The following is a 26,570-nucleotide window of genomic DNA, read 5'->3' as shown; positions in this document are numbered from 1 at the left end:
CGTCGGAGACGCGCCCCTATAGAGCCCGGTTGCCCGAGCATCGGGCCGGCACCGCGATCAGGTCACCGACCAGCGCCTTGGCGTCCGCCATCAGGTCGGTCGGAAGCGGCCCGTTGCACAGCGCGCCGCCGGTGACATACTCGCAGACCGGAACCCGACGAAGGCCGTTCTTCATGGACATCGTTCCCGTCATCGACCTGCTGGGCGAACAGGTGGTTCATGCCAAGCGGGGGGAGCGCGACCGCTACCGGCCCATCGAAAGCGCGCTGACCACAGGATCGGCACCCCAGAATATCGTGGCCGCGCTGCTGGCACTGCAACCCTTCCGCGCCTGCTATGTCGCCGATCTCGACGCGATTCGGGGACATGGCGACCATCGATCGACCGTCGCGGCGCTGCAGGCCCGTTGGCCGGAGGTCGCCTTCTGGGTCGATGCCGGTCTGGCGACGCCGGACGATTGCCGCCGCTGGTTCGATGCCGGGATCCGCCATCTGGTGATCGGCAGCGAAAGCCAGACGGACGGCGCGACGCTGGAAGCGGCGCTGGCGATGGCCGGAGACGACCGGGTGGCGCTGTCGCTGGATGTCCGGCGGGGGGAACCGCTGGGACCGGTGGCATTACACGAGGAAGCCGCCCGCTGGCCCAAGCGGGTGATCGCCATGACGCTGGACCGTGTCGGGTCGGGCGAGGGCCCGGACCTGGACCGCATCGCCACGCTGGCGGCCCGACGCCCGGGGGTTCGGGTGTGGGGGGCCGGCGGCGTGCGCGACGCGGCGGATCTGGACGCGCTGGCCGCGCACGGAACCGATGCCGTGCTGGTGGCCAGCGCTCTCCACGACCGGCGCCTCGACGCCGGGACGCTCGCCCGCTTCGCCTCCGGCCAGCGTCCCTCCGGTCACGAGACGGCGAACGGGTGAACCGTGACGGCCTCGCCGTCCAGGATCGACGGGGCGGCCGGATTGCCGGCGCTGTAGAATCGCCCGGCCGTCGGGAACGCTTGAACCGGCCCTTCATGCTGATCGAGCCGAAGCACTCCAATCGCCGCTGAGAAAAAGCTTTCAGAGCAAAATAACCATTTGAGACTCTAAATGAAGAAGGGAGCGCCGACATCGATGGCTATCTATGTCTTCCCAAATGTGTTGCTATCGAAGAATGATCATTCAACCTCATCTCCTCATCGCCGAGGATGAAAATCTTGCGGCGATGGCATTGATAGAGATTCTAGAAGCCGAAGGCTTCCGGGTCACGCTCGCTCATAACGGGGTCGAGGCTCTGGAAGTCGACGAGAAGGACCCTGCCACCCTTCTGTTGACTGACATGCGGATGCCCGGCATGGGCGGCGGGGCTCTGATTCGAACGCTCCAGCGGCGGCGCGCCGATCTGCCGATCATCGTCATGACCGGCTACTGTGAACATCTCCCACGGGAGGTGCCGGGACGGCTGGTCGTCTTGCGCAAGCCCTACAGTCTTTCCGCGTTGGCCGGCCATGTCAGAGCCCTCCTGCCCCGCCAGGAGACAGCTGAACACTGATCGAGGAAGTCCGCTCCCCGTTCCCTTTGAACCACCGGCCGGCACAACCACGCTTTTTCAAAGGAAAGTCTTCATGCGCATCCGACTGGGTTACCAGCTGACCTTCAACTTTCCCGCTCCCACGCCGATGATCGTGATGCTGAACGTGCATTACTCGCGCGTCGGGGATCTGGAGCAGCCCGATCACATCGTCACCAGCGTACCGGCGCCGATCCAGGGCTACCGCGACAGTTTCGGCAACTGGTGCAGCCGGCTGGTCGCGCCCGCCGGGCCTGTCACCATCAGCGCCGACAGCATCATCCGGGACAGCGGGATACCCGACCCGGCCGAGCCCGGCGCCGTGCAGCACCGTGTGGACGAACTGCCGGCCGACACCCTGCTGTTCCTGCTGGGAAGCCGCTATTGCGAGACGGACGTCCTGTCGGACGAGGCATGGCGGCTGTTCTCGGGCACCGCGCCGGGCTGGGCGCGGGTGCAGGCGATCTGCGATTTCGTCCACGGCCATGTGACCTTCGGCTACGAACATTCGCGCCCGACGCGGACCGCGGCCCAGACCTATGCCGAGAAGCGCGGAGTCTGCCGTGACTACGCTCATCTCGCCATCGCCTTTTGCCGCGCCATGAACATTCCCGCGCGCTACTGCACCGGCTACATCAGCGACATCGGCCAGCCACCGCCCTATGCACCGATGGATTTCGCGGCCTGGATGGAGGTGTATCTCGGTGGCCGCTGGCATGTCTTCGACCCACGGAACAACGCCCCCCGGATCGGGCGAATCCTGATCGCGCAGGGACGCGACGCGGCCGACGTGCCGCTTACCCACACCTTCGGCCCCAACACGCTGACGGGATTCCAAATCTGGACGGACGAGGTGGTCGCCTGATCCGTTCGCCCGGCCGTCGTCGGCGCGCCGGAGGCCCTTGTCGGGCATGATCGGTACAGGTTACGCCCGACCGGCCACCGCGGCGTCCGGAGTCATGACGTCCAGGCTCCTGAAGGGCGGCGGCGGGACCGGCGCGCGGGCGCGTTCGCGGCGCGGCAGCAGTGCGATCCGATGCAGATCCTCCACCCAGGGCGACGGGTAGCTGTCGGTGCCGAAGACCCAGACGGTGGCCATGATGCCCTCCGCGGTTCGCAGCAGAACGCGGGCGTCATGGCCGTCCTTTCCGGCATGGTTGGCGGCCTGCACCGCGGCGATCAGGGCGCCGACCTGTCCGTTGGGGAAGGGGCCGTAACGCTCCCCCTCCAGCCCGATGAACCAACCGTCCGTCCGGCACGACACGATGTAATGGGCTGAGAGGCTCATGAGGTCACAGTTCCTTGCGGGCGGTTGCGCTGGCCACGGCGCAGGCCATGGTGAGACGGGTCAGCACGGCCCCTCGCATCAGGCTGGCTTGACCCGGCGGCGAAAAAGCGGGGGGAAGAAGGTCGGCTGGCGTGCCATGGAACGCCGGATGCCAGCGGCGCTCGGCTTTCGTCCAGCGCAGCTGTTCGCGCAGCACGTCGGCGCCATGGGGGCATCGCCCTTCGATGGAGTGGAACAGGGCGGTCATGGGCGTTCCTCCGGTGTGGATGTGGGCGGTGGGGATGCGGCCGACGCGGATGTGGACTTCAGGAGTTCCGCCATGGCCGGAACCGCCGGATGCGGTGAACCTGCATTCGCCTGCGACGCTCCGCCCGCCGCTCCGCCGATGGCCGCACAGCACCAGCGGACATGGCAGCGCTCCCCCGCCGCCGATTGCGCCAGCACGATGCTGGCGAAACCGAGCCGCTCCGCCGCCCGCGCTTCACGAATGGCTTTGGCGAGCGCATCGGCCTGACTGGCGCAGGGCGGATAGACGAACCCGTCCACACGAACGATCCAGCCGACGCGGGTTTTCAAAATGAAGAAGGCAAGCCTTGTACGGGCATCCATGGGGTGGTCTCCGATGTGGGCCGGTTGTGCCGGCATTGGCGGCGGCCAAGCCGTCCGGATCGAGTCACACCAGGAAGGGCCCCGGATTTACGGACCGTAGCAAAAATGAGCAAGCCTGGAGTGGCTTCAACAGATTCCAATTGGTGCTCCACAAGACAGTTTGCAATGGACACTATGCAGACGTGACGGCTCTCGATGGCTTTTTGCCAATCGATTGCGCGTGTCCATTCGTCGTTTATTTTTGAAAAAGGGCGCTGAAAACTCCGTGAAGTCTCCTCCGCCTTCGCCATTCAGTCCGCCACAGCTCAAGCCGGCTGCGGCGGGAGGCGGCCGGATCGCCGCCCCATCATGGTATGCGCGCTTGCGCTCAGCGCTTGTTGCCGGACTTGCCGCCGACGGGCTCCACCTTGACATCGGTGCGGCGGGCGGTTGCCTCCACGGCCTGTTCCCGTTCGGAAGCGGTCTTGGACAGCACGACCTCCTCGACGACGCGGGCCTCCTTGGTGATCTCCGGCGTTTCGGTGGTCGCCGTCAGTTCGACGGTCTTTTCGCCGAAGGCGGCCTTCTCCTCGTCGGAGCTCAGGGCGCGGTCAACCTTGCGGTGTTCCACATCCACCGTCTCGTCACGCAGCGTGACGGTGTCCCGGACCGGCGTCTCGGTGACCTCCGAGGTGAGCTTCATCCCACCCTTGGCGACCCGCCGCTTGCCGATCTCGACCTCCTCCTTCACCGACTGGAGGGTCTCCTGCTCGACGGTGCCGCCATTGCCCGCCTTCTTGTTGTCGGCCTTCCGCCCTGCGGAAGCCTCGGGCAGGTCGATGGCGCCGTTCTCGTCGAGGATCGCCTCCGCAGCGTCGGCGTCATTGTCGGCGATGTCGGCCGCGACCAGGGTGTGGCCCTGGCGGACGGCAGCGCCATACTGTTCGGCCAGTTCCTTCTCGAAGCCGTGCCCCAGCAGTCCCTGGGCGGCCTTGTCGGCGCTGTCGGCGCCGCCGAAGGTTTCGATGTCCGTTTCCTGGCAGCCCGCCGCGATCAGGGCCTGGAAGGCCTTCTTGGCGGAACCGGTTTCCTTGTAAAGTCCAACGACGATCGTGCTCATGGTGTTCTCCAGTGGGATTTCGAATGTTTGGATTTTTGAAGCGGTCTTTTGAAGCGGTCTGGACCGGTCAGGCGGCGGGGTCGTCCGGCGCCGGATCCTGGTCGATCACGACTTCCTGACGGCGCAGCGTGACCTCGCCGGTCATCTTGCGGCTTTCGGTGCGGCGGGTGATCCGGACCTCTTCCACCAGTTTCAGGCGGACCTCCACGATCGCCACCTCCTCGATCACCGAGATGACGGTGGTGTCGCCATCTTGGCGGTCGGGGATCGGACCATCGACGAAGCGTCCGATGGGCACCCGCTCGACCTCCAGCGTCTCCACCGACAGGTCGGCTTCGACCGGTTGTTCCCGCTCGTGGCTGAGGGTGCGGGCGCGGACGGTCCCGGTGACCTGCCGGCGCTTGGCGACGCTCACCTGCTCTTCGACGGCGAGAAGCGTCTGCGGCTCGTTTTCCGAACTGGTCAACGGAGATCCTCCTGCGGTTCCTGGGCTGTGCTTCGCGGGGGGCTGCGGCTTCCGGGGCTGGGGCTCCCGGGGGCGGCATCAGGCGTCAGGGCTGTGCTTGGCGTCCTGGGTCAGACGGGACGCGGCCTGGGCGACGCGGACATTGACCTCGAAGAAGGCCAGCCACCCGCCGAGCAGGTAGCGGTTCCCCGCCGTCACGATGTCCTGCGGGCCACGAGCCTGGAGCATGCTGCCCATCATCTCGTTCTGACGCTCGACGGCCTTGTTCATGAAGGAGACGGCTTCCGAAAAGGCCGTTCCATAACCCGCCATCAGTGCGCCGCCGAGTGCCATCGCCCGGCCGCCGCCGTCACCGAGGCCCTGGTTGAATGCGCGGTCGAACCTCTGGCCGGCGGCCTGGACGGTTTCCGGGAAGCCCTGGTTGCCCGAGGTGCCGGGCAGCTTCGGCGGCCAGGGCCTCGGCGGCTGCTGGCCGAAGCCACGGGCGGCTTTCGGCGCGTGTTCTTCGCTGGCGCTCCGAATGGTGGCGCCCTTCGGCCCGTCGTTGCGCGCCGCGGTTTCGTCGCTTGCGCTGCGAATCGTCGGGCGGGTGGTGGGGGCGGTGTGCGTGCCGTCGTCCATATCAATTCCATATCTGTTTGGGTTGGGTGTCCGGGAGCGCTGTGCTCGACCTGATTGACTAAGGCTTATATTATGCTGCAGCGCGGAAATTCAACGCCGCAGGAAATAAAATTTGAAAGGTCATGCGATAAATCGCAGAATAGAAAGAGAGTGTTCTTTTGATTATTTTCGAGATGAGATTGTGTGTATGCAGGAAGCGCAGGAAAGATCGCAGGGGCTCCAGTAATATATTTGTCGCTCCGAGGGATTGGGCCACGGAATGGGCTCCGCACCTCTTCACCTGGGAAGGCTGCGCTGTGCAGCCATATCCTTTCAGCAGAAACGGTTGGACCAGGGAGCGTTGCATGCCCGGTAATTCCCGCGATCAGAAGGACGCAGAGAAGATGGTCAGGGAGGAGGAGGCGCGTGGCGGCCCCTTCGTGGTCGCCGCGGAATCGACTCTGATGCCGATGCTGATCGCCGATCCGACCCTGCCGGATGTGCCGATCGTCTTCGTCAACGCCGCGTTCATCAAACTCGGCGGCTACGCGCGGGAGGAGGTGCTGGGCAGGAGCTATCACCTCCTGTCCGGCTCCGACACCGACCCGGAGGTGGCGCGCGCCATCGATCTGGCCCTGCGCGCCGGGGAAGCCATCGTGCGCCAGGTGCAGCTCTACCGGAAGGATGGAACTCCGCTGTGGGTGCTCCAGCATGTCGCTCCCGTCTTCGAGGAAGACCGCATCCGCCACCACTTCGTGTCCTTTGTCGACATCACCGCGCGCAAGACGGCGGAAGATGAACTGCGGCAACTCAACGAGGAACTGGACCGCCGCGTCTCCTTGCGCACCGGCCGGCTGGACGAGTTGAACCGCCAACTCGCCGCCGAGGTGGAGCGCCGCGTCGACGTGGAGCGGGTGCTGCGCAACACGCTGCATGACAAGGACATGCTGCTGCGCGAGAAGGACGACCTGATGCGGGAGGTGAACCACCGGGTCAAGAACACCTTGCAGATGGCGTCGTCCTTCCTGCGCATCCAACTGGACGCAAACCGGAACCAGGAGCCGGCCGTGCAGGATGCGCTGCACAGCGCCGTGGAGCGGCTGGACCGCATGGCCGAGATCCACGAGAAGCTCTACCGGGCGCAGGGGCTGCAGGAGGTCGAATTCGGCGGATATCTGGGGATGCTGTGCGGTGACCTGCTGGCGTCCTTCGGGGCCGCACAAGGCCGGCAGGTGGTCTTGGATATCGATGCCGACGAAGCGTTTCTGAAGCCGGACCAAGCCATCCCGCTAGCCCTGATCGCCAACGAGGCGATGATCAATGCAGTGAAATACGCGTTCCCGGGCGGGCGATCCGGCCGCATCGCCGTCTCGTTCCGCCACACCTCGCGCAGCCTTCTGCGCATGACCATCGCCGACGACGGCGTCGGCATGCCCGAGAACCGGCACTCCGGTTCGCTCGGCCTGACCTTGATAGAGTTGCTGGCCGAGCAGATCGATGGCGGCGTGACCGTCAGGTCCGACAAAGGCACGACCGTCACGGTGTCGATCCCGGCATGACCGGCCCGGCCATAAACCCGCATATCCCGACATCCGAGGTTCTGCGTGGATATCATAAAATCATGCTACGGCAAGTCAAATCAGGCATCAGTACGCAATTAGTTGACGCAACCATGATTATTTCGCGCTCGTCATTGTGATAAAATATTCAAACACCATCTTCGATATTAAAGACTTTGAGGGATGTGGCAATGGCGATCAGGCACACGGCATTGTCGGAATGGGCGGAGTCGGAGCGAACAGCCTGGGCTTTGTCCGCACCGAAATGGAAGAACACGGCTTATCTGACACTTGGCATGTCGATCGGCTTTCTTGCGGGATTGCTGTTCGCCGGCTTCGGCGGATAGCCACCGCTTCAAGCCGCGCGCCTTGCAGAGCACATAGCAATCCACCGAACACGCATGGGAGTACCCTTCGATGACCTCAGCAATCACCCGCACGACCAGCAGGACTGTGACGTTCACGCATCCTTTTGCCTTGAACGGCGTCGACGGAGTGCAGCCGGCGGGAAGCTACGTCGTGGAGACTGACGAGGAGTTGGTCGACTCGCTCTCCTTCCCCGTGTACCGGCGCACTGCGACCTGGCTCCATCTGCCGCGGTCCGATGGCGGGGCCAACAGGGGAATGGCCATGTCGCAGACTGCGCTCATCGACCCGGATGAACTGGATCGGGTCCTTCAGTCGGCGGAAAAGGGAAGCCACTCAGCAGAATGACTCCGCGCCAAGCTATGTGCCGCTCAACGGCTTAGGGAGTTATAAAAGATACGCTTTACACTCATGTATAGCGCAGAGGAGACATCGTCATGCAAGCCGTCCATCCGAGCAAACGCTCGTCGTCCGTCCATTTCCTGCACGGGAAAATGTTCATAGAGACCGCGTCTGTACTTCCGGTGATCGTGACGATTGCCGGCGAACGTCGACGCCAGCGGGAGCGCGGCTCCCAACTCCGCGATTGGGACGACGATGGTGGTGCGCAACCGCAAGAGAATGCCAAAGAGTGAGTGAGCCGACCGCCGACGTCGAATTTCGGCATCTACGGTAGGGAAGAACGCCGATTGGGACGCCGGGCTGCCGGACCGGGCATCGTCACCATGCCGGAGCCGCTGACTCTTGACCGAACCGGTTACCATCTTGTGGTTCTCCCGCAACTTGCATGGGTTGAGCGGCGTCCAGGAAACCTGGGGCCGGTTCCCCTAAGCGGCCCGCCGCACGGCCGGGCCGGGCTCCACATCCCAGTCTCCGCATTCGTCGACATCCGATGGTCGGCGCCCCCGCAAATGCGGCGGTTTGCATAAAGATGTGGCGCAACGGCGCCGCGGGCGCCAAAAAGCGGGCGTCGTTCCCACGGAAGGCGTCCTGCTTGCCCGAATTAATCAGATCGTCAATTTTTTGGCTTGGTATGGCCTGACCATTTCCCCGGCAAGGGCGCCTTTCCACACAGCTTCGGACAGAACCTCCATGGCAGATTTCTTCCCGCGTTGGCCGCTTGCGACCGGCCCCGTCGTCCAGCCGGACGAGCGCCTTCCCTGGGGCTCGACGATGACGCTCGGCATCCAGCATCTGGTCGCCATGTCCGGCTCGACCATCCTCGGGCCGTTGCTGATGGGGTTTGATCCAAACCTCGCGGTGCTGTTTTCCGGCATCGGCACGCTGATCTTCCTCGTGCTCACCGCAGGGCGCGTGCCGAGCTATCTCGGTTCCTCCTTCTCGTTCATCGCCGTGGTGATCGCGGTGACGGGGTACAGCGGCCAAGGCCCCAACCCGAACATCGGGCCGGCGCTCGGCGGCATCATCGCGGCCGGCGTGCTCTATGTCCTCATCGGCCTGCTCGTGACCTACACCAGCACCAACTGGATCGAGCGGCTGATGCCGCCGGCGGTCACCGGCGCGGTGGGCGCGGCGATCGGCCTCAACCTGTCCCCGGTTGCCGTCAAGGGCATCGAGGGAACCGGCCCCCACACCCTCGTCGCCCTGTTCACGCTGGTCGCCACCGCCCTCATCGCGGTCTACGCCCCGCTCGCCATCCGGCGGCTCTCGATCCTCGCCGGCATCGCGGCGGGCTATGTCTTCTATCTCGTGCTGGCCAACGGGTTCGGCATGCTGCCGCCGGTCAGCTTCGCGGAGCTGGCAGCCGCCCCGTGGTTCGGCATGCCGGAGTTCCGCACGCCCAGCTTCGATGCCGGCGCCATGGCCCTCGTCGCCCCGATCGCCTTCATCCTGGTCGCCGAGAATCTCGGCCACATCAAGGCCATCGGCGCCATGACCGGGCGCAACCTCGACCGCTACATCGGTCGCGGATTCATCGGCGACGGCATCGCCACCATCGTCTCGGGCAGCGGCGGCGGCACCGGTGTCACGACCTATGTCGAGAACATGGGCGTGATGGCGGTCACCCGCGTCTTCTCCACGCTCATCTTCGTCGTCGCAGCGGTCGCCGCGATCTTCCTGGGCTTCTCGCCGAAGTTCGGCGCCCTGCTGCGGACGATCCCGGCGCCGGTGCTGGGCGGCCTGGCGACCGTCGTCTTCGGCCTGATCGCCGCGGCGATGGTGCGGCTGTGGGTCGACAACCGCGTCGACTTCTCCGATCCGCGCAACCTCATCACCGTCGGCGTGACGCTGGTTCTCGGCGCCGGCAACTTCACCATTTCCGCCGGAGGCTTCTCCATCGGCGGCATCGGCACCGCGACCATCGCGGCGCTCGGCCTCTACCAGCTGCTCGGGATCGGGCGTTCGCGCGAGGCCTCCCGCACCGCCCCCCAGCCGGCACCCACGACGCTCCACTGACGGAGCAGAGCAAAAGGGGAGCGCGTCCGCTCCCCCTTTCCCCTCATTTGACGAGCGGACAGCCGCTGTCCTTCGGGTCGATGTAGGCCTGCGCGGCGGGAACGGTCTTGACGATCTTGAAGTAGTCCCAGGCGTATTTGGATTCGGCCGGCGTCTTGACCTGGGCCAGATACATGTCGTCGAAGATGCGGCCGTTGGCGGCGATCTTCGCCTCCTTCATCATCATGTCGGTGATGGGCATGCTGCGCATCTTGGCGGCCACCTTGTCGGCATCGTCGGTGCCGATCTCCTGCACTGCCTTCAGGTAATGGCGAACTGCCGAATACACGCCGGCCTGGTTCATCGACGGCTTGCGGCCGGTCCGTTCCTCGAACTTCTTCGACCAGGCGCGGGTTTCGTCGTTCATGTCCCAGTAAAAGGAATTCGCCAGCATCAGCCCCTGGGAGGTCTCCAGGCCGAGCGCCTGGATGTCGTTGATGTTCAGCAACAGGCCGGCCAGGGTCTGCCCGCTCTGGGGAATGCCGAACTCGGCCGCCTGCTTGACGCCGTTGATGGTATCGCCGCCGGCGTTGGCGAAGGCCACCACATCCGCACCCGAAGCCTGTGCCTGGAGCAGGTACGACGAGAAGTCGGACGCACCCAGCGGATGGCGCACGCTGCCCTTGACCGTACCGCCGAGCTGCTTGACCGTGTTGGCCGCTTCGGCTTCCAGCGAATGGCCGAAGGCGTAATCGGCGGTGATGAAGTACCAGCTCTTCCTGCCCTGCTCGACCAGCGCACGGGCGGTGGCCGACGCCACGGCATGGTTGTCCCAGGTCCACTGGAAGCCGTAGGGGCTGCACTCCTTGCCCGTCAGGTCGGTGGAGCCGGGACCGGACATCAGGAAGAGGCGCTTCTTGTCCCGCGTGATCGCCTGGACGGCCAAGGCGGCGGCGGAATTGGGCACGTCGGCGACGACATCGACCTTGTCGGTGTCGATCCATTGCCGCGCCAGGTTGGCGGCGATGTCCGCCTTGTTCTGGTGGTCGCCGACGATGATCTCGATCTTCGTGCCGTTGACGGCGTTGCCGAACTCCTCGGCCGCCATCCTTGCGGCAATGGCCGATCCTTCACCGTTGATGTCGGCGTAGATGCCGGACCGGTCCGACAGCATGCCGATCTTGATGACGCTGTCGGACATCTGAGCATTCGCCGTACCGGTGGCGGTCAGCGTGGCGACGGCGGCGCCGGCGAGAAGGAACTTGCGCATGTTTCACTCCCAATTCTGACAGTTCTTGGTGCTTGGGGCGGCCGTTCACGGTGGCGCCGCCCGGACGATGGCGGGACGATTGCTCAATGGGTGGTATAGCCGCCGTCCACCGGAATGACCGCCCCGGTGATCGATGCCGCGGCGTCGGAGCAGAGGAAGCCGATGGCGGCGGCGACCTCTTCCGGGGCGATCAGCCGGCCGGTCGGCATCTTTTCCAGGAACACCGCCTTCAGGACCTGATCCTCGGGCAGGCCGGTGACCTGCGCCTGTTGGGCGATCTGGCGTTCGATGATGGGGGTCAGCACGGTGCCGGGGCACACCGCATTGCAGGTGATGCCGTGGGGGGCGAGTTCGATCGACACGGACTTGGTCAGGCCGATGATTCCGTGCTTGGCGGCGACATAGGCGGGCTTGTGCGGGGCGCCCACCATGCCGAGCACAGAGGCGGTGTTGACGATGCGTCCCCAGCGCCGCTCCCGCATCGCCGGCACGGCCGCCTTGATGGTGTGGAACGCCGCGCTCAGGTTGACCGCCAGCAGCAGATCCCACTTGTCGTCGGGGAACTCGTGCAGGGCGGCGACATGCTGGATGCCGGCGTTGTTCACGAGGATGTCCACCGGTCCCAGCAGCTCCGCGGCCTCCGCCATCATGGCGCGGGCCTCCTCCGGCCGGCTGAGGTCGGCGCCCGAATAGACGATCCGGGTCCCGCTTTGTTCCGCGATCTCGGCGCAGGTCCGGTCGATCTCCGCGCGGTCGCCGAAGCCGTTGACCATCAGATGGCAGCCCCGGCCGGCCAGTTCCCGCACGGTCGCCAGCCCGATTCCGCTGGTGGAGCCGGTGACGACGGCGTTTCTGTTCTGCATTTATCGTTCCTCGGTCAGGAAATGGTACGGCTCAGAACGCCACCTGGTCGGCACCCTTGAGGTCGAGCATGGCGCGCGCCTCGGCGGGGGTGGCGACCTCCAGCGACAATTCCTCCAGGATGCGGCGAATCTTCGCCACCTGCTCGGCGCTGTTCCGCGCAAGCCGTCCCTTGGCGAGATAGAGGCTGTCCTCAAGCCCGACGCGGACATTGCCGCCCATCACCGCGGCCATGGTCGTGAAGGGGATCTGGTGGCGGCCGGCGGCCAGCACCGACCATTGGTAATCCTTGCCGAACAGGCGGTCGGCGGTCTCCCGCATGAAGACGAGGTTGCGCTCCTCCGCCCCGATGCCGCCGAGGATGCCGAAGATGGTCTGGATGAACAGCGGCGTCTTCACCAGCCCGCGATCGAGGAAATGCGCGAGGTTGTACAGGTGGCCGACATCGTAGCACTCGAACTCGAAACGGGTGCCGCAGCCCTCGCCCAGATGTTCGAGGATATAGGCGATGTCGCGGAAGGTGTTGCGGAAGATGAAGTCGTCGGTGCTGCGCAGATAGGGCTCTTCCCAGTCGTGCTTCCAGTTCTTGTAGCGGTCGGCCAGGGGGAAGATACCGAAGTTCATCGATCCCATGTTGAGCGAGCACATCTCCGGCTTGGCCAGAAGCGGGGCGGCGAGCCGTTCCTGCACCGTCATGTTCAGCGAACCGCCGGTGGTGATGTTCAGCACCGCATCGGTGGATTGCTTCAGCCGCGGCAGGAACTGCATGAACACCGCCGGATCCGGAGTCGGCTGGCCGGTGCGGGGATCGCGGGCGTGCAGATGCAGGATCGCCGCCCCGGCCTCGGCCGCGCCGACGCCCTGCTCGACGATCTCATCGGGCGTGACCGGCAGGGCGTCCGACATGGTGGGCGTGTGGATCGATCCCGTCAGCGCGCAGCTGATGATGACTTTGTTCCGTGTTGCGGCCATGCATGGCCCTCCTGTGCTGGTCCGGCCGGGAAGGCTGCGGACGATTGAGAGTTGAGCGTCGGCAAGCGGTCGTGCTGCCGGTCGTGCCGGCGGTCAGCTGTGGTCGACGCCATCCAGGCGTCGCAGGTGGGCGGCGAGGCCGTCGGCGACCTCCTGCCGCTGCCCCTCGGTCCAGCTCCGGAATCCGGCACCCGCCTTCATGCCGAGCCGCCCGGAGGCGACCAGATCGCGCAGGAGCTGCTGCGGGCCGGCACTGCGGTCGAGGTCGGCCAGGACATGCTCATGGACCGCAAGCGTCAGGTCGGTGCCGACGAGATCAGCGTTCTCCAGCGGCCCCAGCACGGCGAGCCGCCGGCCGAAGCTCGTCTTGACCACGGTATCCACCGTTTCGGCATCGCAGACGCCGCTCTCGACCAGGGCGATCGCCTCGCGCCACATCGCGTGCTGCAGGCGATTGCCGATGAAGCCGGGAACATCCTTGCGGACATGCACCGGCGTCTTCCCGATCGACGCCAGCAGGTCGATCATCGCGGCCACCGCCGCATCGCCGGTATCCCGGGTCTGGACGACCTCGACCAGCGGGATCAGATGGGGCGGGTTCCACCAATGGGTGCCCATGGCACGGGTCTTGTCGCCGAGCGGTTCCATGATCCGGGTGATCGGGATGACCGACGTGTTGCTGGCCAGAAGCGCGTGGGCGGGTGCAGCAGCCTCGACGGCGGCGAGGACGCGTTGCTTGAGGGCAAGATCCTCCGGCACCGCTTCGATCACGATGTCGGCACCGGCGACGGCGTCCGCCAGCATTTCCTGCGGACGGATCAGGTCGGCGACCGTGGTGTCCTCTCCCAGGATCTGCAGATTGCGGCGGATATGGCCGAGGATCGCCGCCCGGCGGTCGGCATCGGGTTCCTGAATCGCGACGCGATGCCCGGCGGCGGCGAAGGCCTGCGCGATGCCGTGCCCCATCAGTCCGCCGCCGATGATCGCGATGCGCTGCTTTGTCATGGCGCGTGCATATCCCCCTTTTGCCTGACCCGAGCCCCTATCCCGCCTCCCGCCGGATATAAGGCGCGAAACGGATTGTTTGGGTGGGGCACGTTGTGGAAGGTTGGACAGCAACGCGCGTGCCAATTAGGCAACTAATTGAAAGGAAAGGGTTTTGGTAGCGCGATGTGCGATTTGGGGACGCAGGAGACATGGATTTCGGACAGTCCGCCCCCTCCTGCGACGGGACACCCTTGCAAATGGGCGCTTTCACCCTGTTCACTTTTCTGACAGACAATGTACAATATATTGACAATCGGTGAGGCGGAGGACTGTCGGATGCAGTCGGAACCAGCCGGTCACTTCGCCGCGGCGCGTGCGCTGATGGTGATGATCGACGAGATGATCGACGGCGCCATACTGGTCGACCGGGATGCGCGCGTCGTCTGGTCCAACGACAAACATGTCTGGTTCAACGACAAGCTGATGGCGCAGCTCGGGCTGCGATCGACCGCGGACCTGATCGGCCAGCCGGTGGAGCGCGTCATCCCGCACAGCCGGATGCGCGAGGTGGTGGAAACCGGCCGGTCGCTGCCGCTCGACATCATGCGCTATGGCGAGCACACGCTGCTGGTCAGCCGCCTGCCCCTGCGCGACGAGCGGGGGGAGGTCATCGGCGCCCTCGCCTTCGCCCTGAAGAACAGCCTGACCTATCTCCGGCCCATCGCCGACCGCTTCAACAAGCTGCAATCGCGCCTGACCCGCGTGGAACAGGAACTGGCGGCAAGCCGGGCTTCCCAATACACGGTCGAGAACCTGATCGGCTTCAGCCCGGCGATGCTTCAGGTCAAGCGGCTGGTGCGGCGGGCGGGCCAGATCCGGTCGGCGGTCCTGCTGCTGGGCGAGACGGGGACCGGCAAGGAACTGGTGGCCCAGTCGATCCATGCGTCGTCGGACCGGGTCCATCGCCCCTTCGTCGCGGTCAACACCGCCGCCATTCCCGAAAATCTTCTGGAAGCGGAGTTCTTCGGCGTCGCGCCGGGGGCCTATACGGGTGCGGGGCGCCAGCCGCGCCCCGGCAAGTTCCAGCTGGCCCATGGCGGGACGCTGTTCCTCGACGAGATCGGCGACATGCCGCTGCCGTTGCAGGCCAAGCTGCTGCGCGCCCTGCAGGAGCGCGAGGTCGAACCGCTGGGGTCCAATCAGGTCGTCAAGGTCGATGTCCGCATCATCGCGGCGACCAGCCGGCCCCTGGCCGACATGGTGCGGACCGGCGCCTTCCGGTCGGACCTCTACTATCGGCTCAACGTCTTCCCGATCCAGCTGCCGGCGCTGCGTGACCGCAAGGACGACCTGGAAATCCTCGCCTCCCTTTTTTCGGAAAAGATCGCCATCAGCCTCGACCAGCCGATGCGCGAGCTCACGCCTGCGGCGCTCGATGCGCTGCGGCAGCATGATTGGCCCGGCAATGTCCGTGAATTGGCCAACGTGATCGAACAGGTCTATGTGCGCACCGAAGGCGAGCGCATCCTGGCCGAGGATTTCGCGGACATCCTTTCGGGCACCGCGATCCAGCCCCCTCCCCCGCCCGATGGCAAACGTTCCCTGGCCGCGGCGATGGACGATCTGGAACGGGCGCTCATCCTCGAAGCGCTGGAGGACAGCCGCGGGAACAAGCTGGAAGCCGCCCGCAGGCTCGGCCTGTCGCGCACGAACCTCTATGCCAAGCTGCGCAAGCACGGCATTCCGTCGCAGCCGGACGACTGACGCCGCGCAACCGTGAACGGCACCAAATCGACGTTCGCCTGTTATCCCGCTTCAGGCGGCGGCCGGTGACGACCGGCCGGCCCTTGTTGGCCGGGAGGAACAGATGGGTATCACCGTGAACGGGACCGACGTGGATCTGCCGGATGATCCACGTGTCTCCCTGCTCGACCTGCTTCGCGAAGAGCTCCACCTGTCCGGCACCAAGAAGGGCTGCGACCAGGGTGCCTGCGGCGCCTGCACGGTGCTGGTGGACGGCCAGCGCATCCTCTCCTGCCTCGCGCTTGCGGTGCAGTATGAGGGGCGCTCGGTCACCACGATAGAAGGCGTCGGCGCCGACGGTGCGCTGCACCCGCTGCAGCAGGCCTTCATCGAGCATGACGGCTTCCAGTGCGGCTACTGCACGCCCGGCCAGATCTGCTCGGCCATCGGCATGATCGAGGAATTGCGGCGCGGGGTGCCCAGCCACGTCACCGGCGACCTCCACGCCACATCGATCCCCTACAGCCGCGACGAACTGCGCGAGCGGATGAGCGGCAACCTGTGCCGCTGCGGCGCGCACAACGGCATCATCGACGCCATCGCCGAAACCTATCGGGCCAATGCACAGCCGGAGGCCGCGGAATGACGCCCTTCACCTACTCGCAGGCGGCCGATGCGGACGCCGCGGTCCGCCTTGCCGGCGGTCAGCAAGCGGGCGCCCGGTATCTCGGCGGCGGCACCAACCTCGTCGACCTGATGCGCGAGACCATCGAACGTCCCACGGCGCTCGTCGACGTCACCGGCCTGTCGGACAGGATCACGGAGACCGACGGCGGCGGCCTGCTGATCGGTGCGGCGGTGCGCAACACCGCCCTTGCCGAGCATCGGCTGGTCCGCAGCCGCTATCCGATGCTGGCGCGCGCGATCCTGGCCGGCGCCTCCCCGCAGATCCGCAACATGGCGACCGTGGCGGGCAACATCCTCCAGCGCACGCGCTGCGCCTATTTCTACGATCAGGCCGGATCGCGCTGCAACAAGCGGGAGCCCGGCCAGGGCTGCGACGCCATCGACGGCTTCAACCGCATGCATGCGATCCTCGGCGCCTCGCCATCCTGCGTCGCGACCCACCCGTCGGACATGTGCGTGGCGCTGGCGGCCCTCGACGCGACCGTTCATCTGACCGGTGCCCAGGGCGAACGCCGCCTGCCCTTCGCGGATCTGCACCGGCTGCCCGGCGACGAGCCCGACCGCGACACGGTGCTGCAGCCGGGCGACCTCATCACGGCGGTGGAACTCCCGGCCCTTCCGCCGGCGGCGCGATCCGCCTACCGCAAGGTCCGCGACCGGTCGAGCTATGCCTTCGCGCTGGTTTCGGTCGCCGCAGCCCTGACGGTGGAGAACGGGGCCGTGACGGATGTGCGGCTGGCGCTCGGCGGCGTCGCGCACAAGCCCTGGCGCGCTTCGCAGGCGGAGCAGGCGCTACGCGGCCAGCCCGCGACCGAGGCCGCCTTCCAGGCGGCTGCGGCCGCCGAACTGGCGGAGGCTACGCCGCTGCGGGACAACGCCTTCAAGATCGAACTGGCGCAGCGGGTCATCGTCGCCGTGCTCGGCGAATTGGCGGGAGACGGGGCATGAGCATCGTCGACAAGGGCAAGGAAGTGGCGCAGGGCATCGCGCAATCGGTGATGATGAAGGCCGTCGAGCTGGCGCCCGGCGCCCTCCTGCCGGGCGGTCGTCCCGACCCGTTGATCCGGCGCCAGCACGGCCATATCGGCAAGCCGGTCAGCCGGGTCGACGGTCCGCTGAAGGTGCGGGGCGCCGCCCCCTTCGCGGCGGAAATCGCGCTGGACGGCATGGTCTATGCCGCACTCGCCTACAGCACCATCGCCAAGGGCCGCATCGTCACCCTCGACACCGGGGCGGCGGAGGCGGCGCCGGGCGTGGTCCTGGTGATGACCCACCGCAACGCGCCGCGCCTCAACCCGCTGCCGCGCTTCCTCAGCGGGGACAAGGCGGCGGCGGGCGACGATTCGCCGGTCATGCAGGACGATCGGGTGCGCTGGAATGGCGAACCAATCGCCCTGGTGCTGGCCGAAACCCAGGAGCAGGCCGACCACGCCCGTTCGCTGATCCGCGTGACCTACGCGGAGGAGCCGGCGGCAACCTCCCTGCCGACCGCCGCCCTGCCGACAGCCGACGGCTGCGAGGTCGGGACCTTCATGGGCGAGCCGTTGCGCGCGGTGGTCGGCGATGCCGATGCGGCCCTGGCCGCCGCTCCGCACAAGGTGGAGGCGGTCTTCACCACGCCGGGCCACAACCACAACGCCCTGGAACTGCATGGCGCCACGCTGGTCTGGCGGGGCGACGAGCTGTTCGTCCATGACGCCACGCAGGCGGTCGCGCACACCGCATGGTCGATGGCACAGGTTTTCGGCCTGGAGGAGACCCAGGTCCATGTCAGTTCGCCCTTCGTCGGCGGCGGCTTCGGCGCCAAGGGGCTGTGGCAGCACCAGATCCTCGCAGCGGCGGCGGCACGGCTGGCCGGTCGCCCGGTCCGCATCGCCCTGTCGCGGGAGGGCGTGTACCGCATCGTCGGCGGCCGCAGCCAGACCGAGCAGCGGGTGGCGCTCGGCGCCGATGCCGATGGACGCCTGACGGCGATCATCCATCGCGGCGTGACGCCGAAGACGCGCCACAGCCCGATGCCGGAGCCCTTCATCCTGCCGACACAGAGCGCCTACGCCGCCAAGACCTTCGCGCTTGAGGTGCAGACCTGTTACCTCGACATGGTCGCCAACACCTTCATGCGCGCACCCGGCGAAGCGGTCGGCACCGTGGCATTGGAATGCGCGATGGACGAGTTGGCCGAGCAGCTCGGCATGGATCCGATCGAGCTGCGCATCCTCAACGAACCGGAGAAGGATCCGCTCTCCGGCCGGCCCTTCTCCTCCCGGAACATCGTGGCGGCGTACCGGGCCGGGGCCCAGCGCTTCGGCTGGGACCGCCGCAACCCGGTGCCCCGGTCGCGGCGGGAGGGGGACTGGCTCGTCGGCATGGGCTGCGCCACCGCGACCTACCCCTATCACCGCATGCCCGGTGGTGCTGCGCGCATCACACTCGACGCGGCCGGACATGCCCGCATCGACGTGGCGGCGCACGAGATGGGCATGGGCACCGCGACCACCCACACGCAGGTCGCCGCCGACCGGCTCGGCCTGCCGCTGGAGGCGGTGACGGTCCGCTACGGCGATTCTTCGTTGCCCGGCGTCATCCTTGCCGGCGGATCGCAGCAGACGGCCTCCGTCGGCCTCTCCGTGATGATGGCCCACCAGGAACTGGTCGGCGAACTGCTAAAGCTCGCCGGCAACGATTCACCGCTGGCCGGGCTTGCTGCCGACGAGGTGGAATGCACCGACGCCGGCCTGCGCAAGCAGGACGAGCCCGGCCGGTTCGAAAGCTACGCCTCGATCCTGGCACGGTCGGGGCGCAGCGAACTGGTGGTGGAAGGCAAGGCGCCGATGCCGTTGGAGACGATGCACTGGTCGATGCATTCCCACGGCGCGATGTTCTGCGAGGTGCGCGTCAACGCCGTCACCGGCGAGACGCGGGTCAGCCGCTTCCTGGGCTCCTTCGACTGCGGCCGCATCCTCAACCCGAAGACGGCGGCGAGCCAGTTCCGCGGCGGCATCATCATGGGACTGGGTTTGGCCCTGATGGAGGAGACGCAGTTCGACGGGCGGAACGGCCGGATCATGAACCGCAACCTCTCCGACTATCACCTTCCCGTGCATCTGGACGTGCCGGAGATCGAGGTGATCTGGACCGACATCCCGGACCCGCACGCCCCGATGGGCGCCCGCGGCATCGGCGAGATCGGCATCACCGGCACCGGTGCCGCCGTCGCCAACGCCATCCACAACGCCACCGGACGGCGGGTGCGGGAGTTTCCGATCACGCTCGACAAGCTCCTGTGATCGGGTCCCGAACCAGGCATGTTCTCGTTGTGGTCAAAGCTGGCTGCACAGGCGGTAGGCATCGAAGATCGAGGCATGCAGATCGCGGCTGGCCACCGCATCGCCGATGCGGTGCAGGGCGAAGCGGCCGGGCTGCAAATCCTGAGGCTGGCCGGCCAGCAGCCGGTCGATGTCGGTCACCCCGTCATTCAGGGATGCGGCGCGCAGATCGTGGAACACCCCGTCCATCGGCAGCGTGCCGTGTTCGACCACAATCTGAGAGGCGACGATCACGCGCTCCTCATCCGTCATGTCGTTGCGCAGGATGGCGGCGAGACGGTTGCCCTGGCGGCGCACCCGGACCAAGCGGTGATCGACCAGGGGCGTGATGCCCTGCTGGTAAAGCCTTTTGCGGAAGCTGGAGGTGTCCTGATACGGCATCTCGACCGCCGCCGCGGCATCGGGCGTGACGAAGGTCACCGTCTTTCCCGCCGCCGCCAGCTTCAGCGCGCAGGAGGGTGCCGCCTGCCGGCCGGTGCCGTCATAGACCAGCACGTCGTCCTGCGCCGGGACGTGGCCGGACAGCATGTCCCAGACGCTGGCGCAATGCTCGCCGCCATCCAGCCAGTCCAGATCGGGGATGCCGCCGGTGGCGACGATGACGATGTCCGGGTTCTCGGCTGTGATATCGGCGGCTTCGGCGAAGACATTCAGGCGGATGTCCACGTCCAGCCGCTCAAGTTCGCTCCGGCGCCATTCGGTGATGCCCAGGAGATCCTGCCGCCCTTCGGCGCCGGCGGCGATCAGGACCTGCCCGCCCAGCCTGCTTCCCGCTTCGAACAGGGTGACGCGATGGCCGCGTTCGGCCAGCACGCGCGCGGCCTCCATTCCCGCCGGGCCGCCGCCGACCACCACCGCGCGGCGCGGCGTGTCGGCGGGCGCGACCTCGTGGCTCAGCGTGGTTTCGCGGGTCGTGGCGGGGTTGTGGATGCAATGCGCCTTGCGATACAGGCAGTAGGACGCCCCGACACAGGGCCGGATGCGCTCCTCCTCGCCGCGCTGGATCTTGGCGACCAGATGCGGGTCCGCGATGTGCGCCCGCGTCATGCCGACCAGATCGGCGATGCCTTCGCGCAGGACATGCCGCGCCGTCGCCACGTCGCGGATCCCCGCCGCATGCATGACGGGCAACCCGACCTCGGCGCGGAAGCGCCGCACCTCGGCCAAGAACGGAGCGCTGCGCTGGAACATGCCGGGCATGTTGTGTTCGGTCAGCAGCAGGTCGCTGTCCATCCGGCCATAGATGCAGTTGAAGAAATCCATATGGCCTTCGCGCTGGAGCATGTGGGCGATTTCGAGGCTTTCGTCCATATGCAGCCCGTCCTCGCCCCCTTCGTCGATGACGTAGCGGATGCCGATGACGAAATCCGGCCCGGCGGCCTCGCGCATCGCCTCATGCGCCATCAGCACGAAGCGGGCGCGGTTTTCGGTAGAGCCGCCGAAGTCATCGGTGCGCAGATTGGTGCGGGGCGACAGGAACTGGCCCATCAGATGCCCGCCGGTCAGCGTTTCCACCCCGTCCAGCCCGGCTTGGCGGCAGCGCCTCGCGGCGGCGGCGTAGTCGGCGATGACGCGGTCGATGTCGGCGCGGTCCATTTCCTTGGGAAAGCTGCGGGTCCGGGTTTCGCGAACGCGCGATGGGGCAATCGCCGGCAGCCAGCCGCTGCCCAGCGCGGTCGCCCGCCGCCCAAGATGCGACACCTGGCACATGATCGCGGCGCCATGGCCATGGATGCGCTGCGCCATCGCCTCCAGATGCGGCAGGATGGCGTCGCTCGACAGATTGAGCTGCCCGCCGCCCCAGCTTGAATCGCGCGAGGTCATGGCGGAGCCGCCGATCATCGTCATGGCGATGCCGCCCTTGGCCTTTTCCTCGTGGTAGCGCTGGTACCGCTCGGTCGGCATGCCGCCTTCATCCAGCATCGAGGCATGGCTGGTGCTGATGATGCGGTTGCGCAGCAGCAGTCCGCCAAGCCGGAACGGCGACAGCAGGGGATCGGACGACTGGAAACTCGGCTGGGTCGCGATCTGCATGGCTGGGAGGTTCTCCTTGGCGTGCCCGGGCGGGGTGGGCATCGGCCAAGGATGTGCCTGTGGAGCACGGGCCGGGAAGCTTGATAAAACCTGCAAGGGGTATACGCTGAGCGTATGGCCCTGCGCAGCATCGCTCCCCTTGCCAGAACCCTGTTCATCTTCGAGGCCGCCGCCCGGACGGGCAGCTTTTCGGCTGCGGCGCGGGAATTCAACGTGACCCAGCCGTCCGTCAGCCGCAGCATCGCGCAGCTCGAGGATCGACTGGGACTTCGGCTGTTCCAGCGCACCCCCACCGGCATCACCCTGACCGCCGAGGGGGACGAGATCTTCCGCACCATGCGCGACAGTCTCGCGGCGATCGACCGCACGGTCGATGCCGTGCGTCAGCGCGCGGCGAAGACGCGGATCACCCTGTCCTTCTCCAGCTCCTTCGCCACCCATTGGCTGGTGCCGCGGCTACGCGCCTTCAAGGCGGCGTTCCCGACCGTCGAACTGCGTCTGGATCTGGTGCAGGGAATGCTGGGCCAGCCCCCGTCCGACGTGGACATCGCCACCCGCGTGGTCGAGGCCGACGACCCGCGCTATCACATCTGGCCCTTCGCGCCGGAAATCATCATGCCGGTCTGCAGCCCCGCCTATCTGGCGGAGCGCGGCCCCCTGGATACCGATCCGCAACGCCATGTCTTCCTGAACCTGAACGACGAGCACAAGGCGCATTGGAACCGGCTTCTGAACCCAAATGGGCGTCTGGAAGGCATCGGGACCTGGGACGTGTTCTCCGACTATTCGGTCGCGCTGCAGGCCGCGCAGAATGGCGAGGGGATCGCGCTCGGCTGGGTGAGCGTCGCATCCCGCGCGCTTTGCGAAGAGCATCTGGTTCGCGCCGGCTCAGGCGAAATACGCACCGGGCGCTGGCATTCGCTCATCGCGCCGAAAGCCCGCCCGCTGCAGCCCGTGGTGCCCGCGATCTGCGACTGGCTGATCGCGGTGATGCGCGACGACCTGGAGCGCCTCGACCTCGCCCGGCCCGCGTGAAAACGACGAGGCGATGCGCTCCGCCGCTCACTCCTCCTCAAGCAACGCGCGGATCGGCGCCGGCCGGACCGGCGCTTGCGCACGCAGGCGCCCCACCTCTCCGGCATGGGCAAGCCCGCCGGTGGCGGCGATCAGGTCGGCCGCAGCCAGCTGGCAATAGCGGCCCTGGCAGCGCCCCATCCCGGCACGGCCCAAGGACTTCACCCGGTTGGCCTCCGCCCCGCCATAGGACGCCGTTTCGCGCACCGCACCGGCGGTGATCCCCTCGCAGCGGCACAGGACGGTGTCGTCGGGCAATGCGCGCACCTGATCGGCCGGCCAGGGAAAGGCCCGGGCGATGCCGCGCGCGAAACGTTCCAGCCGGTCGAGGCGCTTCAGGTCGGCCGCGACGTCCGGCTCCGGCAGTCTCAGATCGGACAGGCAGGCGGCCGCGGCCAGACGACCGGCCACCTCCGCCCCGTCGGCTCCCAGCAGGCGCAGGCCGTCGCCGGCCAGATAGACACCCTCCCCGGCACGGCCCATGCGGTCGGCACGGGGCAACCACTGCGCCCAGGTTTCATCATAGTCGAACCGGCAGCCGGCGAGATCGGCAAGCTGGGTTTCCGCCTTCAGATGCCAGCCCAGCCCGACCGCGTCGCAGGCCGTCCGCCGGGACCGCCCGCCGGCATCCGTCCAACGCACCGCCGTCACCCCGGTATCCGTCGCCTCGATCCCCTCCAGACCGATCCCGGCATGGTAGAGCCGCCCCAGCCGCGCCCGCATCGCCAGCCCTTGCAGGGCGAAGGACGGGCGGACGGCGAGGTCGGGGAAGGCAGCGATCTGGCCGCGCATGCCGGCGGTGTCGAGAACCGCGGCGATCTGCGCGCCAGCCTTCAGCAGTTGGGTCGCCAGCAGGGTCAGCAACGGCCCCGACCCGGCCAGCACGATCCGCCGCCCCATCGCCACGCCTTGGGCCTTCAGCGCGATCTGCATCGCGCCGAGACTGTAGACGCCGGGCGCCTGCCAGCCCGGCAGCGGGGCGAGACGGTCGGTCGCCCCGGTCGCCAGGATCAGGCGGTCGTAGCCGATCCGGCGGCTTCCGCCGTCGCTCACCGCATGCAGTGTCCCGTCCGCCAAGGCGACGACCGAATGGCGCGGCAGATGGACGATCCGGCCGGCCGCCACCAGCGCGTCGAAGGCCGCGTGCAGCGCCACCGCCTTGTCGGCCTGCGAGCCATAGAGCGTCGCGGGCGGACGGGTGAAGCCATCGGGCGGGCGGCGGTAGATCTGTCCGCCGGCCCGTGCGCCCTCGTCGATCACCATCGGGCACAGCCCGGCCGCCGCCAGCGTTTCCGCCGCACGGATCCCGGCAGGACCGGCGCCGACGATCACGACACCGGGTTGGGTGGGCGCGGTCATGGCCAATCCTCCCGCGTCCGGGTCAGCAGCCGCATGCCGTCGGCCAGGGGGGTGGAGCAGGCGCGCAGGCGCGGCCCCTGTTCCTGCCAGATCCAGCAATCCTGGCAGGCCCCCATCAGGCAGAATCCTGCGCGCCGCTCCGGTCCGAACTCCGCCTGACGCAGCGCCGGAGCGTTGGTGAGGATCGCCGTCAGCACCGTATCGCCCGCCAGAGCCACCCGCTCCACGCCGTCCAGCAGGAAGCGGACGGGCTCCCGTCCCGTCTCGGCCAGCCTGACCAGCCGGCCGCCGGGTTCTTGCGGAGAGGCGAACGCCGCCCCGCTCATTTCGCCGCCTCCCGGATCATGGCCTTGGAGCGGGGCATTTCGGGGAAGCGGGCATAGACCTCTTCCAGCGCGGCCTCCACCCCATCGGCCCCGGCGCGGCCGGCCATGCGGCCGAAGATTTCGGTCTTGGCGAAGAAGCGCCAGTGGATCGGCAGGCCGTCCAGGGTCCGCGTCAGGAAATCATAGGCGTCCGGGGTCCATTGCCGCTCGTAGCCCTCCCGTTCGGGTCCGAAATGGAAATGCCCGGTGGAAGCCGGCCGGGCGGCGCGGAGGGCGTCACGCAGGGCGTCGGTCGCCGCCGCGTCGAGCACGCCGTCACGGACGACCACGCCATACTCCCGCTCCGCCGCCTCGACGGAGACGTAGCCGCGCGCCACGTCCTGGGCCACCCGCCATGCCTCGCGCGCGAACGGGTCGCCCCGGCCGCCGCCGCCGGCCGAACGGATGTCCAGCATGTCGCCCGGCTGCAGCACCGCGGTGTCGATGTTGCCCAGCCGCCGTTCCTCCGGCGTGCCGGGATTGACCACCATGTCGGACAGACCCGCGGCCCGGCCGCCCAGCACGCCCCAGGGACGGAAGAATCCGCGGTCGCGGTTGCGCGCGGTGATCCGGGTGTCGGGGGAGAAGACGCGGAAGGCCATGTGGGTGGCTAGCCCGCCGCGCCAGCGCCCGGCCCCGCCGCTGTCGGTCGCCAGCCCGTAGCGCACGAACTCCACCGGGGTTTCCATCTCGGTGATCTCGATCGGCGTGTTCTTCAGATAGGCGGCATCCGCCCCCGACCCGTTGGTGCCGTCGCGGTGCGGCATGCCGCCGCCGCCCCCGACCACCGGGTTGACCGCGGCGATGATGCGGTTGCCCGTCCGCTCGTCGGTGGTCATCACGTTGACGATGCAGTTGTTGCCGGCCGGCGCCGCCGGAAGCCGCTCCGGCACCGCCTGGGAGAAGGCGCCGAAGATGACCGAGCGCAGCCGCGCGCAGGTCAGCGACCGCATGCCCACCGCCGCCGGGAAGGTCGGGTTCAGCACCGTCCCCGCCGGCGCGATGCAGGTGAAGGGCCGGGTCAGGCCGGTATTCAGCAGGATCTTCGGGTTGAGGGTGTAGAGGACGTAATAGACCCCGACCAGCAGGATGGTGTGGCGGGGATCGCCGCCCGACGGCACGTTGAGGGAGGATGCCAGCTGCGGATCCGACCCGGTGAAGTCGAGGATCGCCTCGTCGCCTTTGATCCTCAGGGTCAGCTTCAGGCGGCAGGGGTTGGCCTCGACCGAATCCTCGTCGGCGTAGTCGGCGAACACCCATTCCCCGTCGGGCATCGCGCGCAGGATGTCGCGCGCCTGCGCCTCGGCATGGTCCAGCAGCGCGTCGACGCCGTCGAGGAACGCCGTCTTGCCGAACTTCTCGACCATGGCGAGGATCTTGCGCTCGCCGGTGTTCAGCGCGCCGACCAGCGCCTTGATGTCGCCGATGTTCAGGTCGGGCTTGCGGACGTTGGTGGTCATGATCCGCAGGATCTGCTCGTCGAACACCCCTTCGCGGACCAGCTTCATCGGCGGGAAACGGATGCCCTCCTGATGGATTTCGGTCAGCGCCCGCGACAGCGAGGCCGGGACCGCGCCGCCCATGTCGGTGTTGTGGATGTGCCCGCCGGTCCAGGCGATGATCTCCCCATCGTAGAAGACCGGCTTCCACAGGTGGGTGTCGGGGGCGTGGGTCGCGACGAAGCCGGAATAGGGATCGTTGGTGAAGGCGACGTCGCCCGGCCGGTAATCCTCGATCATGTCGATGGCGCGGCCATAGGTCAGGCCCGGATACCAGGTCGCCCCCAGCTCCATCGGCACGCCGAAGGTCTCGCCCCGGCGGTTCAGCAGCATGACGGTGAAATCCTCCGTCTCCTTGACGAAGGCGGAATGGGCGGTGCGCTGGAGCGTGTGGGCCATGTTCTCGGCCGCCGAGCGCGCGTGGTTCGCCAGAACCTGAAGCTTCATACGGTCAAACACAG

The 26,570-nt window shown here is 67.3% G+C and carries 28 protein-coding genes; 13 read left to right on the top strand and 15 right to left on the bottom strand.

All coding sequences use genetic code 11. The features are described from left to right. Positions 1-16: 16 nt before the first annotated feature. Positions 17-175: a hypothetical protein gene (locus VD964_RS09350; protein WP_324867864.1), complete on the bottom strand. Its 159-nt coding sequence runs from the start codon at positions 173-175 to the stop codon at positions 17-19. Here VD964_RS09350 and VD964_RS09345 point away from each other — a divergent pair. From VD964_RS09345 to VD964_RS09335, 3 genes are all read left to right on the top strand, one after another. Further along, positions 174-917, top strand: a complete 744-nt coding sequence (locus VD964_RS09345; RefSeq protein ID WP_324867862.1) for a HisA/HisF-related TIM barrel protein — start codon at positions 174-176, stop codon at positions 915-917. The genes VD964_RS09350 and VD964_RS09345 overlap by 2 nt on opposite strands. A gap of 235 nt (positions 918-1,152) precedes the next feature. Continuing rightward, positions 1,153-1,530: a response regulator gene (locus VD964_RS09340; RefSeq protein WP_324867860.1), complete on the top strand. Its 378-nt coding sequence runs from the start codon at positions 1,153-1,155 to the stop codon at positions 1,528-1,530. 73 nt (positions 1,531-1,603) lie between these two features. Next, the gene (locus VD964_RS09335; RefSeq protein ID WP_324867858.1) at positions 1,604-2,413 is read left to right on the top strand and encodes a transglutaminase family protein; all 810 of its coding nucleotides are present in this window, start codon (positions 1,604-1,606) and stop codon (positions 2,411-2,413) included. Between the two features lie 60 nt (positions 2,414-2,473). On the opposite strand, the gene VD964_RS09330 is transcribed toward VD964_RS09335, so the two are convergent. The 6 genes from VD964_RS09330 to VD964_RS09305 all read right to left on the bottom strand — a co-directional run bounded on the left by VD964_RS09330 (position 2,474) and on the right by VD964_RS09305 (position 5,631). Further along, a complete protein-coding gene (locus tag VD964_RS09330; protein ID WP_324867856.1) occupies positions 2,474-2,836 on the bottom strand; it encodes a hypothetical protein in 363 nt (120 codons plus the stop codon). Between the two features lie 4 nt (positions 2,837-2,840). Next, positions 2,841-3,083 (bottom strand): hypothetical protein, encoded by a 243-nt coding sequence (locus tag VD964_RS09325; protein ID WP_324867854.1) that lies wholly within the window; start codon positions 3,081-3,083, stop codon positions 2,841-2,843. Further along, positions 3,080-3,445, bottom strand: a complete 366-nt coding sequence (locus VD964_RS09320; RefSeq protein ID WP_324867852.1) for a hypothetical protein — start codon at positions 3,443-3,445, stop codon at positions 3,080-3,082. The genes VD964_RS09325 and VD964_RS09320 overlap by 4 nt, the downstream gene beginning before the upstream one ends. Positions 3,446-3,812: 367 nt before the next feature. After that, a complete protein-coding gene (locus tag VD964_RS09315; protein WP_324867850.1) occupies positions 3,813-4,544 on the bottom strand; it encodes a YsnF/AvaK domain-containing protein in 732 nt (243 codons plus the stop codon). Between the two features lie 67 nt (positions 4,545-4,611). After that, on the bottom strand, positions 4,612-5,010 hold the full coding sequence (locus VD964_RS09310; protein ID WP_324867848.1) for a YsnF/AvaK domain-containing protein: 399 nt from the start codon (positions 5,008-5,010) through the stop codon (positions 4,612-4,614). 78 nt (positions 5,011-5,088) lie between these two features. Next, positions 5,089-5,631: a hypothetical protein gene (locus VD964_RS09305; protein WP_324867846.1), complete on the bottom strand. Its 543-nt coding sequence runs from the start codon at positions 5,629-5,631 to the stop codon at positions 5,089-5,091. A gap of 344 nt (positions 5,632-5,975) precedes the next feature. On the opposite strand from VD964_RS09305, the gene VD964_RS09300 reads away from it, so the two are divergent. The 5 genes from VD964_RS09300 (at position 5,976) to VD964_RS09280 (ending at position 9,953) form a co-directional block, all read left to right on the top strand. Continuing rightward, a complete protein-coding gene (locus VD964_RS09300; RefSeq protein WP_324867844.1) occupies positions 5,976-7,169 on the top strand; it encodes a sensor histidine kinase in 1,194 nt (397 codons plus the stop codon). 191 nt (positions 7,170-7,360) lie between these two features. After that, positions 7,361-7,516, top strand: a complete 156-nt coding sequence (locus tag VD964_RS09295) for a hypothetical protein (protein WP_324867842.1) — start codon at positions 7,361-7,363, stop codon at positions 7,514-7,516. Between the two features lie 70 nt (positions 7,517-7,586). Then, positions 7,587-7,883: a hypothetical protein gene (locus tag VD964_RS09290; protein WP_324867840.1), complete on the top strand. Its 297-nt coding sequence runs from the start codon at positions 7,587-7,589 to the stop codon at positions 7,881-7,883. A gap of 89 nt (positions 7,884-7,972) precedes the next feature. Beyond that, the gene (locus VD964_RS09285) at positions 7,973-8,170 is read left to right on the top strand and encodes a hypothetical protein (protein ID WP_324867838.1); all 198 of its coding nucleotides are present in this window, start codon (positions 7,973-7,975) and stop codon (positions 8,168-8,170) included. Positions 8,171-8,627: 457 nt separating this feature from the next. Further along, the gene (locus VD964_RS09280; protein ID WP_324867836.1) at positions 8,628-9,953 is read left to right on the top strand and encodes a solute carrier family 23 protein; all 1,326 of its coding nucleotides are present in this window, start codon (positions 8,628-8,630) and stop codon (positions 9,951-9,953) included. Between the two features lie 43 nt (positions 9,954-9,996). Here VD964_RS09280 and VD964_RS09275 read toward each other — a convergent pair whose 3' ends face one another. The 4 genes from VD964_RS09275 to VD964_RS09260 form a co-directional block, all read right to left on the bottom strand. Next, on the bottom strand, positions 9,997-11,202 hold the full coding sequence (locus tag VD964_RS09275) for an ABC transporter substrate-binding protein (RefSeq protein ID WP_324867834.1): 1,206 nt from the start codon (positions 11,200-11,202) through the stop codon (positions 9,997-9,999). A gap of 83 nt (positions 11,203-11,285) precedes the next feature. Next, the gene (locus VD964_RS09270) at positions 11,286-12,065 is read right to left on the bottom strand and encodes a 3-hydroxybutyrate dehydrogenase (RefSeq protein ID WP_324867832.1); all 780 of its coding nucleotides are present in this window, start codon (positions 12,063-12,065) and stop codon (positions 11,286-11,288) included. Between the two features lie 31 nt (positions 12,066-12,096). Continuing rightward, positions 12,097-13,035, bottom strand: a complete 939-nt coding sequence (locus tag VD964_RS09265) for a 3-keto-5-aminohexanoate cleavage protein (RefSeq protein WP_149226481.1) — start codon at positions 13,033-13,035, stop codon at positions 12,097-12,099. A 93-nt stretch (positions 13,036-13,128) separates the two neighbouring features. Then, positions 13,129-14,040 (bottom strand): 3-hydroxyacyl-CoA dehydrogenase family protein, encoded by a 912-nt coding sequence (locus VD964_RS09260; RefSeq protein WP_324867828.1) that lies wholly within the window; start codon positions 14,038-14,040, stop codon positions 13,129-13,131. 318 nt (positions 14,041-14,358) lie between these two features. On the opposite strand from VD964_RS09260, the gene VD964_RS09255 reads away from it, so the two are divergent. The 4 genes from VD964_RS09255 (at position 14,359) to VD964_RS09240 (ending at position 19,739) form a co-directional block, all read left to right on the top strand. Next, positions 14,359-15,786, top strand: coding sequence for a sigma-54 interaction domain-containing protein (locus VD964_RS09255; RefSeq protein ID WP_324867826.1), 1,428 nt, complete (start codon positions 14,359-14,361; stop codon positions 15,784-15,786). A 103-nt stretch (positions 15,787-15,889) separates the two neighbouring features. Then, positions 15,890-16,411: a 2Fe-2S iron-sulfur cluster-binding protein gene (locus VD964_RS09250; RefSeq protein ID WP_324867824.1), complete on the top strand. Its 522-nt coding sequence runs from the start codon at positions 15,890-15,892 to the stop codon at positions 16,409-16,411. Next, on the top strand, positions 16,408-17,400 hold the full coding sequence (locus tag VD964_RS09245) for a xanthine dehydrogenase family protein subunit M (RefSeq protein WP_324867822.1): 993 nt from the start codon (positions 16,408-16,410) through the stop codon (positions 17,398-17,400). Before VD964_RS09250 ends, VD964_RS09245 begins: the two co-directional genes overlap by 4 nt. Continuing rightward, complete coding sequence (locus VD964_RS09240) at positions 17,397-19,739, top strand: xanthine dehydrogenase family protein molybdopterin-binding subunit (RefSeq protein ID WP_324867820.1); 2,343 nt, start codon at positions 17,397-17,399, stop codon at positions 19,737-19,739. The genes VD964_RS09245 and VD964_RS09240 overlap by 4 nt, the downstream gene beginning before the upstream one ends. A 33-nt stretch (positions 19,740-19,772) precedes the next feature. On the opposite strand, the gene VD964_RS09235 is transcribed toward VD964_RS09240, so the two are convergent. Then, the gene (locus VD964_RS09235; protein WP_324867818.1) at positions 19,773-21,812 is read right to left on the bottom strand and encodes an FAD-dependent oxidoreductase; all 2,040 of its coding nucleotides are present in this window, start codon (positions 21,810-21,812) and stop codon (positions 19,773-19,775) included. Between the two features lie 114 nt (positions 21,813-21,926). Between VD964_RS09235 and VD964_RS09230 the strand changes: the two genes are divergently transcribed. Further along, the gene (locus VD964_RS09230; RefSeq protein WP_324867817.1) at positions 21,927-22,847 is read left to right on the top strand and encodes a LysR substrate-binding domain-containing protein; all 921 of its coding nucleotides are present in this window, start codon (positions 21,927-21,929) and stop codon (positions 22,845-22,847) included. 27 nt (positions 22,848-22,874) lie between these two features. Here the strand turns inward: VD964_RS09230 and VD964_RS09225 are convergent, their stop codons facing one another. The 3 genes from VD964_RS09225 to VD964_RS09215 are packed head-to-tail and all read right to left on the bottom strand — an operon-like array spanning position 22,875 to position 26,568. Further along, a complete protein-coding gene (locus tag VD964_RS09225) occupies positions 22,875-24,245 on the bottom strand; it encodes an FAD/NAD(P)-binding oxidoreductase (RefSeq protein ID WP_324867815.1) in 1,371 nt (456 codons plus the stop codon). After that, complete coding sequence (locus tag VD964_RS09220) at positions 24,242-24,571, bottom strand: (2Fe-2S)-binding protein (protein ID WP_324867813.1); 330 nt, start codon at positions 24,569-24,571, stop codon at positions 24,242-24,244. The genes VD964_RS09225 and VD964_RS09220 overlap by 4 nt, the downstream gene beginning before the upstream one ends. Further along, a complete protein-coding gene (locus VD964_RS09215; protein WP_324867811.1) occupies positions 24,568-26,568 on the bottom strand; it encodes a hydantoinase B/oxoprolinase family protein in 2,001 nt (666 codons plus the stop codon). The genes VD964_RS09220 and VD964_RS09215 overlap by 4 nt, the downstream gene beginning before the upstream one ends. Positions 26,569-26,570 lie beyond the last annotated feature (2 nt).

The sequence above is a fragment of the Azospirillum sp. genome (assembly GCF_035628975.1).
Lineage (GTDB): Bacteria > Pseudomonadota > Alphaproteobacteria > Azospirillales > Azospirillaceae > Azospirillum.
Note: the sequence above shows the minus strand (reverse complement) of the source record. Positions and strands in the feature narration are given on the sequence as shown.